At 46.0% G+C, this 10,857-nt stretch carries 10 protein-coding genes; 1 reads left to right on the top strand and 9 read right to left on the bottom strand.

Features of this window, described 5'->3' with window-relative positions; all coding sequences use genetic code 11:
• Nucleotides 1–25: 25 nt before the first annotated feature.
• The 6 genes from T355_RS0105130 to T355_RS0105105 all read right to left on the bottom strand — a co-directional run bounded on the left by T355_RS0105130 (nucleotide 26) and on the right by T355_RS0105105 (nucleotide 6,702).
• Nucleotides 26–697, bottom strand: a complete 672-nt coding sequence (locus T355_RS0105130; protein ID WP_027396814.1) for a response regulator — start codon at nucleotides 695–697, stop codon at nucleotides 26–28.
• 141 nt (nucleotides 698–838) lie between these two features.
• Nucleotides 839–2,104: a type II secretion system protein GspD gene (locus tag T355_RS14680; RefSeq protein ID WP_051555386.1), complete on the bottom strand. Its 1,266-nt coding sequence runs from the start codon at nucleotides 2,102–2,104 to the stop codon at nucleotides 839–841.
• A complete protein-coding gene (locus tag T355_RS0105120) occupies nucleotides 2,089–2,700 on the bottom strand; it encodes a hypothetical protein (RefSeq protein ID WP_027396813.1) in 612 nt (203 codons plus the stop codon). Before T355_RS0105120 ends, T355_RS14680 begins: the two co-directional genes overlap by 16 nt.
• Before the next feature lie 335 nt (nucleotides 2,701–3,035).
• Complete coding sequence (locus T355_RS0105115) at nucleotides 3,036–4,484, bottom strand: glucose-6-phosphate isomerase (RefSeq protein WP_027396812.1); 1,449 nt, start codon at nucleotides 4,482–4,484, stop codon at nucleotides 3,036–3,038.
• A gap of 63 nt (nucleotides 4,485–4,547) precedes the next feature.
• Entirely contained in the window at nucleotides 4,548–5,918 is a 1,371-nt protein-coding gene (locus tag T355_RS0105110; protein ID WP_027396811.1) for an MATE family efflux transporter, read from the bottom strand.
• 25 nt (nucleotides 5,919–5,943) lie between these two features.
• Complete coding sequence (locus T355_RS0105105; protein ID WP_027396810.1) at nucleotides 5,944–6,702, bottom strand: YdcF family protein; 759 nt, start codon at nucleotides 6,700–6,702, stop codon at nucleotides 5,944–5,946.
• 445 nt (nucleotides 6,703–7,147) lie between these two features.
• Here T355_RS0105105 and T355_RS0105100 point away from each other — a divergent pair, with 445 nt between their 5' ends.
• On the top strand, nucleotides 7,148–7,492 hold the full coding sequence (locus T355_RS0105100) for a cupin domain-containing protein (RefSeq protein ID WP_027396809.1): 345 nt from the start codon (nucleotides 7,148–7,150) through the stop codon (nucleotides 7,490–7,492).
• Between the two features lie 281 nt (nucleotides 7,493–7,773).
• On the opposite strand, the gene T355_RS0105095 is transcribed toward T355_RS0105100, so the two are convergent.
• The 3 genes from T355_RS0105095 to T355_RS0105085 are packed head-to-tail and all read right to left on the bottom strand — an operon-like array spanning nucleotide 7,774 to nucleotide 10,813.
• On the bottom strand, nucleotides 7,774–9,228 hold the full coding sequence (locus T355_RS0105095; RefSeq protein ID WP_051555385.1) for a sensor histidine kinase: 1,455 nt from the start codon (nucleotides 9,226–9,228) through the stop codon (nucleotides 7,774–7,776).
• On the bottom strand, nucleotides 9,212–9,910 hold the full coding sequence (locus T355_RS0105090; protein WP_027396807.1) for a response regulator transcription factor: 699 nt from the start codon (nucleotides 9,908–9,910) through the stop codon (nucleotides 9,212–9,214). Before T355_RS0105090 ends, T355_RS0105095 begins: the two co-directional genes overlap by 17 nt.
• Nucleotides 9,911–9,934: 24 nt before the next feature.
• A complete protein-coding gene (locus T355_RS0105085) occupies nucleotides 9,935–10,813 on the bottom strand; it encodes a LysR family transcriptional regulator (protein WP_027396806.1) in 879 nt (292 codons plus the stop codon).
• Between the last annotated feature and the right edge of the window lie 44 nt (nucleotides 10,814–10,857).

The following is a 10,857-nucleotide window of genomic DNA, read 5'->3' as shown; positions in this document are numbered from 1 at the left end:
GCGATGCCATGGCTCATAGGTTGCCTTAGTCAAGTTTCATGATATTATGCTTCAAAACATAAATAAGGGCCTGAGTACGATCATTAACATTCAGCTTACGGAAAATGTTGGTAAGGTGGTTCTTAACTGTCTTCTCGCTGACAAACAGGGCCTGAGCAATGTCCTGGTTGCTGAAGCCCTTGGCAATGCAGGACAGCACATCCAGCTCTCTGGCGGTAAGGCGTTCACCGCGACCAGTGCGCCACAGCTCCTTGGCCTTCTCGTTAATATCGTCCTCCACACAAAGGCTGCCGAAAATGCGCTCCTCCAGCTCGGGATAAATATAGGCGCCACCCTCATAGACGATGTGAATGGCCTTAATGAGCATATCCGGCTCCACATCCTTCAGGAGATAACCAGAAGCACCATTCTTCAGCATTTCCAATACATAATTGTCATTATCATGAATAGTCAGAGCAATAATCTTGGTATTACACTTGGCAGCTTGAAGCTGGCTGGCTACGTCCAAGCCATTCAGCCCAGGCATATTGAGATCCAATAATAAAATATCGGGCTGCAACACCAAAGTCCTAGCCAGTGTCTCCTGGCCGTCCTCTGTTTCTCCCACAACCTCAATATCATCTTCAAAATTTAACACTCTTTTAAGCCCCTGTCTCAAAAGAGCATGATCATCAGCAATTAACACTCTTATCGCCATTGTAATTCCTCACTTCATTCACTACAAAAAGTGTAGTCACTCATCACCTCAACATTATACCATATTTGAATTATCTGTTGAAGGCTTTTCATATAGCCTTTTTTTACTATCTTTTATTGTAAGACCTTTGTTCTAGTGGCCTCACAAAATTGTAGCCTTAATGAAGATGGTGAGTTCCTCCTCCGTCACTTTGGAGGAGTTTGCCTTGAAAAGGTTTCCCAAAATAGGGATATCTCCCAAAAATGGAATCTTTTGAAGCTGCTTAATCTCCTCCCTGCTAATGAGACCACCGATAACCAGAGTTTCCCCGTCTTTGAGTCTCACTCTGGTCTGGGCTGAGCGCTTTTGAAAGCTGTAGGCATTCATTTCCTTTACATAGCTGGGGGCACTGACCTCAATATTCAGCTGGGAATCAATATAGCCATCCTCGTTTACAAAGGGACGGCACTGCAAAAGAATACCAGCTGGCCTGTATTTTATGGAGGTAGTGGTGGTGGTATTTGTAATGGAAACCTCGGGAACAGGAACCTCTCCACCAATATTTATAACCGCCTCCCGCCCCTGCATGGTGACGATATTTGGTCTTGACAGCACCTTGGCCTTGCCCTTGGAAATTAATAAATCCAATGTGGCATCATAGGTAAAATCATGGGGAATTTTAGTCCACTCCCAGGTCACCCCCAGTTTCTCCAGATCCTCCCGCTTCATAGCCACCACCTTGGCTTCCAAAGCCACCTGAGGTGCCGGAATATCCACCCTCTTTAAAAGCTGACTTATTTCCCTGGCTTCTTCCGGAGTACCATATACCAACAGAGAACGGGTATTAATGTCCACCTCCACCCGGGGATTTTTGCTGATATTGCTGCCGCTGTTACTGCTATTTCCAGCCGCATCAACTCGCTGGGAGCTTTTCCCTGATTCCTTATTGATATCATTGCTGATGGCATTTTCAGATGCTTTTCCAGACTTGGTCTCCTTGTTTTTAGCTGCTTTTTTCGGTTCCGTTAAATACTTGTTTTGAAAATACAGTTCCGCTTCCCTTTTAAGCTCCTCCAAATCTCCATAGGCAACCGGTATCACATGGACCTGCCCCAGCTGGGACACAATATTTTTTCCCCTGCCAATTATTAAAGTACCTTCCCGCTCACTGATGCTAAGTCCACTGGCCAGCACGATTTTATCAATGGCCTCCCGCGGGGAGATATCCTGAAAATTTACGCTCACATGGCTGTCCGCCCCGCTGTCTATAATCACATTAATATTTCCTTCCCGGGCCGCAAAGCGGATAAGCTCTGCTGCACTGCCATCAGCCACCCGCATGGACAGGGCTTCACCCATGGTATAAGTACCCCAAAATACATTCATTAAGGCCATGAGCAGCCCTATAATTATTATCTTTCTACCCACATTATTCTCCCCTGTACATTCACCTTAACACTGTTCTCTCCCACTGCCTCCACGAATATATTGTCCACCACATCTCCCGTTGACAGCATATATTGACTTCCGCCATACTCCAGCAACACCGCCGGGCCACTGCTCCCCTCCACAATACCTTTTATCCTGGGAGCTGTTCCTTTCGGAGCTTTTTTATCCTTGGCTTCCTTCGTATTTTCCCTGGAGGAATTTTCCCCGCCGAAATTTCTATTACCAGCTTTCGTTATATCACTTTTCTTAAATCTATCTCGCCGCCCCTGCCTTCCTTGTCCTTCCTCAAATGGATTATTCAGGCCCTTAAACTCCCGAACCTCCTTCATGCCCTTTATTTCCTTAAAGCCGCCTTTGACAACCTCATTTTCCTCCATTAAATTCCCCTCTGAAAAAGCAGTAATGGCCTGAGAGGAATCTCCCAGGCCATCAATTACCGTAAATGCCAGAAAAATAAGGGCGCAGATGACTGTAAATAAAGCCACCCGCGCCAGCATATTTTCCTTCAGCAATGTCATTAACTGCAATAAATGCCGGCCAGCCTTTTCAGCAAGGGATTGAATCATTCCCTGCATTTTTGCCTCTCCTTTTCGACATATTATGCTGACAGAAAAACCATGCAAAAGGATACACGCTTGCGAATTTCTGCCATATAATACTGAATTATTTAGTTTAAAAATAAGTTACATGGTCGGGGACTGATGAGTTGAACAATTAGGACCAGTACGTTAAGAAACTTTTGATTGCTATACCTTGATTATAGTGGAAAAAATCATTTGTTTGAGCGAGTCCTGAAAGGACGAAACGAGTTATGATTTTTGCCACTATATAAGAGCAATAAAAAGTTTTAGTGCTGGGCCGACGTGAAACGCAGCAGTTCCCTGCCCACGGCAATAATATTAAATACGGATCACTTCTTCAGTGCCTGCAGACTTGGTCCCATAATGCGCTTATAGGCCTCAACACCAGGCTGATTGAAGGCATCCACATCTGCCAGCTCCCCCTCGTAAGCAATGGTCAAAGCCAGCATATAAAGGAGCTCACCTAAATGATAGGCATCCAGCTTTGGCAGTGAGAACAGAGCATTGAAGCGGTTGTTGGAAGCCAAGGCATCTGCATTGGACTGACGGGCCACCTCCAGAGCCTGACTCATCTTTACGCCGGAAATATCAGCCAGCTTCTTCACCTCTGGGAATGAATTCGGAATAACAAAATCCGTATCCCAATTTTCCACTCTGATAAACTGAACCACCTTGTTCAGCTTGCCCTCCTGATGCTGCTGGGTCTGAGCGTGCATATCAGTGGTACCCACAGCCACAATAGGGGTACGGCCATAGTACACGTCCTTGCCGTTTCTGTCCACCTGCTTGCCAAGGGATTCAGCCAACAGCTGAATGTACCATTCGGAAACAGATTTCAGATAATCACCATAAGGCATCATAACTTCCATATCGCGGCCATATTTCTCAGAGGCGATATATTTCAGCACTGCATTAAGTAGAGCCGGATTCTGCCATACATCTTCGTTCTGGCAGGCAATATCCATATCCTTGGCACCATTGAGGAAAGCCTCAATATCAAAGCCGCATACAGCCGCCAGCACAAGGCCCACATCACAGAAAATGGAGAAGCGTCCCCCAACACCATCTGGAACACTGTACTGTGGCCAGTTGTTGTCCATGGCCAGCTTTTTCAGGATAGTAGGCTTTTCCTCGTTAGGATCGGTAACCGCGATTACCTCCACCTCGATATCCGGATTCTTCTTAAGCTCCTCATAGATAACCATGAAATTGGACATGGTATCCAGAGTGCCGCCGGATTTGGAAATAACCATCAAATCCACCACCAGCTTGCGCTTCAGATGGGACTTGGCAATACGGGCTGAACGCTCCAGCTCCTTGATTAAATCCCCGGTGCGACGTGGATCAATATTGTTGCCGCTGAAGTAAATCTTTGGCATACCACCACGTTCCTCTGTGGTCATGGAATTCCAAAACTCACCGCACTGAACATCAAAAATAACCTTGTCCCCCAGATAGGAACCGCCAATACCCAGGGATACCACAGCATCAACACGATTCTTTACAGAAGCAGTCAGCTCCTTCAGATGCTTAATGGATGCAGGAGAATTGAGATGCCCCTCCTCCACATAAGGCAGCTGGGAGAAATAAACCTTCTCCGGTGTGCCATCCTTGGACAGATGCCCACGAATTATGCCCTCTTCACGCATAACCTTAATGGCCTTGTTGGCTTCATCAATCTTTCCAGCCAGTTCCTTAACATCTTCCTTAGTAACCTTGCCATCACCCACAAGATTGCCGTAATCAAAGGTAAAACCGGATTTTAATTTTAACTCCATAGAAAATCCCCCCTATAAGTCTTTCACCTTACATATTTCTCTATTCAGTTCAAAAGTCCTTGTTTATTTTGAAATTATTTGTTCCCTTTTTAGTTTTCGAATATTTTTCTTCATCCTGCGAAGGGTATAATAGTAGGCCAGAGCCAAAGGAATACAGGAGCCAAACCAGGCGGCGGGGCTGGCAATAGTGGCCCCCCAGAAGCCCAATGTATCCACGAAATACAGACCAACGATGGCCCTCATAACCAGCTCCATAATTCCCGCAAAGGTTGGTACAAAGCTCTGTCCCAACCCCTGCAGAGTATTACGGTAAATAAACAGCAGCGCCAACACAATATAGCACGCAGAAGTAGTTACCAGATAGACATGCCCCAGCTCAATTACATCAATCTCCTCGGCTCCCACAAAGAGCTCCATGAAGTTTGGCCCAAAGATAACAATGAACACTCCCACCAGAATACTGAATGCTCCGGACATGAGTATACACTGGTTCACGCCTTTTTTTATACGGGCAAATTTTCCTGCACCATAGTTCTGTGCCGTATATGCCGCCATGGCAATACCAAAGGACATCATTGGCATCAGGGCTATCATCTCCACCTTCTGGGCCGCCGCAAAGGCTGCCACTGCCACAGGTCCCAAGCGATTCAGGGCCATCTGCACAATAATGGTACCCACGGCAATAATAGAAGTCTGAAAGGCCATTGGCAAGGCAATGACCAGATGCTTTTTCATAAAGTCCCAATTAAGATACTGCCAGTCCCGACGGCGAATTATCAAATGAGGAACCCTTTTCCAAATATAGGTAACCACAATTACGCCACCAATGAACTGGGACACCAGGATGCCGTAGGCAGCTCCCGGGATACCCCACTCAAAAACCAGCAGAAACAAAGGCTCCACAATAATATTAATAATAAGGGCTGTGGCCAAAATATAGGTTGGAGCACGGCTGTCCCCCAGAGCTCTAATAAGATTTGCCTCCAGCATGAAAACCACTGTAATCGGAATACCAGCACAGACAATGGAAATAAAATCCACCGCCCCCTCCAGTATTTCTGGTGGTGTATCCATAAATACCAAGGCATCCTGCGAAAAGACGTAGCCGATTACCGCCAAAACAAAGCCAACCGCCAAGCCCAGTACCAAACAAGCGGCAGCGCTGTGATGAACTCCCTCATAATCCTTGGCGCCAAACCGCTGACCAGTAAATATGGAAAGTCCCGATGACAGGCCGATTATAAATCCCACTGTAAGAAACATGATACAGCCAGTACAGCCCACAGCTGCCAGGGCTTCAACCCCCAAAAAGCGGCCTACTATCAGGGTATCAACAAAGCTGTATAGCTGCTGAAAAATATTTCCGCCAATTAGCGGCAAAGTGAAAAACAATATTAGCTTTGCAGGACTACCTTCAGTTAATTTTTTTGTCATTATAAGACCTTACTTTCTATGATTATCAATAACCCAGATACTGAGTCACCACACTTCTGAGCTTTTCCTGCATATAAATTACACTGTCGCTCAAGGCATCTGCATTTGGACGGAGCTTATTCATATTAAAGCTCTGAGGACGATTTGTGCGAAAATCCGCTGGAGCAGGAATAACCTCCACTCCCTCTTTTTCAAAATTCAGCACCGAGCGATCCATGTGAAAGGCAGAGGTTACCAAAATTGGCCTGTTCCAGCCATGTTTTCTGATAATTTCACAAGTGTATATGGCGTTTTGCCGTGTATTAAGACTCTTATCCTCGATAAATATTTTATCCTCCGGAACCCCCAGAAGCATCAGCTCCCGAGTGGCAATATGGGCTTCGTTGCCGCTGTCATCATAAACCTGGCCACCACTGACAATAACGGGAAATCCAGTCTTTTTATACAGCTGGGCCACCAAGGCCATACGACTGGCCGCCGCCCCGGAAAGAGTGCCTTCACCATCTAATGCTGGTGTTCCGGACAAGGCACCGCCCCCAAGCATCACAATACAATCACCATTAAATTTTTCTGGCATAGAATACTTATTTTCCAAGGAACCTATAAGAAGTCCCGAAACCCAGAAGGTGGACAGCAGATAAAATACTATTGTTACCGCCCCGACTACGGAAGCAGCCCTTTTCTCGTTTTTCCGCCAAAGCCATATTCCCAACGCCAAGAATATAAGAATAAAAATTCCCGGTGGCATGAGAAGGCTGGCACCAAATTTTAATATATAAATCATGGTTAATGCTCCAAAATATCGAATGATTATTCGGGGAGTAGACTGCTACGTTTCACGCCGTCCCAGCACTAAAACTTTTTCTTGCTTTTATATAGTGGTAAAAATCATAACTCGCTTCGCCCTAAAGGACTAGCTTCGCGTCGCTCAAACAGATGATTTTTCCCACTATAACCAAGGTATAGCAATAAAAAGTTTCTTAACGCACTGGTACTCAATGTTCAACGCAGCAGTCCACTCCCCTGATATTTATAAAGAATATTTTTCCCCTAAATAGAGGAAAAATTTGAACAACTACGTTATGTCGAGAAAAACCTATGCCTCGACGAAACGTCAATAAAGAATATTTTTCCCCTAAATAGAGGAAAAATTTGAACAACTACGTTATAATATACCATAAGTGAGATAATATGGTTATCATATTGTGTAATAAAGGAGAGAAAGAACTATGCAGACATTAACAAGCAACATCGTAAAGGCTGAGAACAAGGCTGGCGGCAAGGGTACCATCACCATTGAAAAGCTCTTGGGAGAAAAGGAGCTGGGTGGCAACGACATGTTCGCCAAGGTTACCATTCCACCTGGATGCTCCATCGGTTTCCATGAGCACCATGGCAATGCTGAGACCTATCACATTCTTCAGGGTGAGGCTCTCTACAACGATAACGGCAAGGAAATGACCATCGGTGTAGGCGCCACCACTTACTGCCCTGACGGGGAAGGCCACGGCATCGAGAATGCCTCCTCCTCCGGAGATCTGGTATTTATGGCTCTGATTTCCAAGACTCTGTAATCCACTGCCAAATTCATATTAAAACTCAAAGCCCGCTCTGCACACCGCAGAACGGGCTTCTCTTTATTTGCGTAATAGCAACGGGCAGATAACAGTTGTCTGTCGCAAGAACAGGACTCTAAAACTATTTTTTACAACTATTGTAATAGCAATAAAAATTATAACTCGCTTCGCTCAAACAAATAATTTTTATCACTAATGCAGGAATGTAAAAATTAGTTTTCTTAACGCGACCTGTTCAACCGCTCCAATCAACTGCCATCTGCCCTTTTTATTTACCACTAGTTTTCTTCCTCAATCAGCGGAATCATCAAAATAAATTTGGTACCCTTCCCTAATTCGCTGTCCAGAGAAATACCAATATCGTGATTATCTGCAATCCACTTGGCAATGGAAAGTCCCAGCCCGGTTCCCCCTGGCTGTCCTGCAGCCTTGGTTCGGGAGCTGTCCACACGATAAAACCGCTGGAAAATCTTTTCCCTGTCCTCAGGAGCAATACCAATGCCATTATCTGCAATTTCCAGACACATATAGTGGGGCATCTCATGGCTGTCAATGGTGATTGTACCACCCTCAGGTGTGTATTTTATACCATTTTCTAGGAAAATCCGTATAAGCTCCTTCATAATGACCTTGTCACCCATTATGTAGCCTTCCTCGTTGCGAAGAAGCTCCACGGTATGATTGACGGCGGTTAGCTTCAGCTTCTTGTATACATCCTCCACCAACTCACTGATCTCCAGCGGAACCTTGTTCACAATCTGACGGTTCTGGTCAGCTCTGGCTAGGAACAACAGCTTTTCAATAAGCTCCTGCATGTCCTCCGCCTCGGTTTTTATGGCATTAATTCCCTCATCAAGAGTCGCCGCATCAGAATGTCCCCAACGGCTCAGCATATCTGCATATCCCTTAATTACCGTCACCGGAGTACGCAGCTCATGGGAGGCATCAGAAACAAAACGCTGCTGAAGCTTAAAGCCCTCCTCAATTCGGTCCAGCATCCTGTTGAAGGTGGTAGCCAGCTCCGTCATCTCGTCATGACTTGGAGGCACCTCCATACGGGTACTCAAGTCGCTGACCTCAATGGTTTTGGCCGTAGCAATAAAATCCCTTAAAGGCCTGAAGGCCCGCTTTATACCGATGTACACAATCAGCATAACAAACAGGATTCCTATGGCACCGCCTAAAATGAGACGCTCCTGCATCTTGGCCAGCATTGGCCGTTCAGCAGTAATAACGCGACTAAAAATCAAGGTATAGTGATGTCCCTTGTAGTCCATAGGCACCTCATGATAATAAATCATAAAATGCTTTAGCCGTACCAGCTGGTATTTTTCGGAAGCCCAAAACATTTTGTCATCAGTAAAATTCTCCCTAAGCCTGTCCACTGAAGCAAAATGCTTATCCGTATCATATACGATTTTGCCATCCTCGTCGGCTACCCTCAGCACCACTCCCGGAAGCAGCACTTCCTCGGTGGCCTCATGGGGCTTTTCCTCCGCCTGGCTCATGAATTGCGGATCATTCATTTTATCCAGGGCTATTTCCACACTGATGGTCATTTCCGTTTCGGCCTGATGATAAATTATATAATACATACCGATAACCGAGGCCATACAGGCACAGCCCAAAAGAATGGTGATAACCGCGGCATAAATGAGGGTAAGACGGGTGGAAATTTCCCACTGCTTTGGGTAGTTGATGATTCTTTTCCAGAGACTAGTCTTTGACGACATAGCCTACCCCCCGCATGGTATGAATGTATTTTTCATTAAATTTATCATCCAGCTTGGCCCGCAAATAGCGGATATAAACGTCTACCACGTTGGTATCACCCATATAGTCATAGCCCCAGACCTGGGAGAGAATCTGGTCACGTGTAAGCACACTGCGCTTGTTGCGGATAAGGTATTCCAAAAGGTCAAATTCCTTTTTGGTCAGCTCCACCAGCACATCATCCACCATAACCTCATGACGGGCTATATTCATGGTGAGATTTTTCAGCTTCAGCTCCTCACCATTGGAGGTCTCCCCGGAATGCTCAGGGGCAGTACGCTTTCTGAGAGCCACCCGCATACGGGCAAAAAGCTCCGGAATTGCAAAAGGCTTGGTAACATAGTCATCAGCACCGATATCAAGGCCCTGGACCTTGTCATTTACGTCATCCCGGGCTGTAAGCATAATAATCGGCACATCTGAAAGCTCACGCACTTTCTTGCAGATTGTAAGGCCATCCATATCCGGCAGCATCACATCAAGCAATACAAGATCAAAGTCACCCTGGATAATGCGCTCATAGGCACGGCTGCCATTGGATTCCGTCTCAGTTTCAAACCCCTCATGCTCCAGCTCCATTTGCAGGAAACGGGCAATGCGGTTCTCATCCTCCACTATAAAAATCTTTTTTCCATCTGCCATATTTATACCTCACTAAATATCAACTTACTTAACGTATTTCTGACGGAACATTTCAATAAAATGCTGACAGCTGCTGGAAAGAGTGCGGCTCTTCAGCCAGGATACAACAGTATGGGTATAGATTTCTGCCTCCTCAAGATGCTTGAACACGATATCATCGGAACGCATCAGACTACGGGCAGATAATGGAACCAGGGAAATGCCGATGCCCCGCTGGGTCCACAGCATATTCTGAATCTGGCTGTCGCTGACACTTAAGATATTTGGCTCAAATTTTGCCTTCTGACAATGGGACATAAAGGCGGTTTTCCAGCGAAGAGGCACCAGAAGTGGCTTGTCCTTCAGGTCCTGAATGTGAACAAACTCACTCTTGTCATCGTCACAAAAGCTCTTGTGCATAGCCAAAACCAGCGGCTCATCCGGAAGGATAATGGACTCATAGGAGGCGTTATCCACCTGGGTACGGGTAATGGCGATCTCAATAATATGACTGTCAAGGAGCTCCAGCATACGGGCCCCCTCACCCTCCCATACCTGGAAGGTTACCAGCGGATACTTTTTGGTGAAGTCCTCCACCAGCTCCGGAATAAGCATGGAACCAGATGAAGTAATGGTTCCCAGCTTAATGGTTCCCGCCACGCCGGAGCCAATATCAATCAGCTCCCTCATGGTGCCGTCCACCATGCCCAATATGTGCTTTACCCTGGAATAGAGAAGCATTCCCGCATCAGTAAGACGAATACGGCGGCTGCCACGCTCAAAGAGCTTTACCCCCAGAGAAGTCTCCAGACGCTTCATCTGACGGCTGAGTGCCGGCTGGGCCACATTCAGTCGAATGGCCGCATGACTGATATTGCCTTCTTCTACAATGGCGTAAAACGCCTGCATGTCTTTAATTTCCATAAAATCATACCTTCCGCAGTATATAATATATTACATATATAATA

The sequence above is a fragment of the Anaerovibrio lipolyticus LB2005 genome, assembly GCF_000621545.1.
Taxonomy (GTDB): domain Bacteria; phylum Bacillota; class Negativicutes; order Selenomonadales; family Selenomonadaceae; genus Anaerovibrio; species Anaerovibrio lipolyticus_A.
The sequence above is the reverse complement of the archived record's forward strand: the minus strand, read 5'-3'. Positions and strand labels throughout refer to the sequence as shown.

Bases quoted from the DNA above. Each gene is read 5' to 3' on its own strand.
- T355_RS0105130 (WP_027396814.1), bottom strand. From the start codon at position 697: ATGGCGATAAGAGTGTTAATTGCTGATGATCATGCTCTTTTGAGACAG.
- T355_RS0105120 (WP_027396813.1), bottom strand. From the start codon at position 2,700: ATGCAGGGAATGATTCAATCCCTTGCTGAAAAGGCTGGCCGGCATTTA.
- T355_RS0105115 (WP_027396812.1), bottom strand. From the start codon at position 4,484: ATGGAGTTAAAATTAAAATCCGGTTTTACCTTTGATTACGGCAATCTT.
- T355_RS0105110 (WP_027396811.1), bottom strand. From the start codon at position 5,918: ATGACAAAAAAATTAACTGAAGGTAGTCCTGCAAAGCTAATATTGTTT.
- T355_RS0105105 (WP_027396810.1), bottom strand. From the start codon at position 6,702: ATGATTTATATATTAAAATTTGGTGCCAGCCTTCTCATGCCACCGGGA.
- T355_RS0105100 (WP_027396809.1), top strand. From the start codon at position 7,148: ATGCAGACATTAACAAGCAACATCGTAAAGGCTGAGAACAAGGCTGGC.
- T355_RS0105095 (WP_051555385.1), bottom strand. From the start codon at position 9,228: ATGTCGTCAAAGACTAGTCTCTGGAAAAGAATCATCAACTACCCAAAG.
- T355_RS0105090 (WP_027396807.1), bottom strand. From the start codon at position 9,910: ATGGCAGATGGAAAAAAGATTTTTATAGTGGAGGATGAGAACCGCATT.
- T355_RS0105085 (WP_027396806.1), bottom strand. From the start codon at position 10,813: ATGGAAATTAAAGACATGCAGGCGTTTTACGCCATTGTAGAAGAAGGC.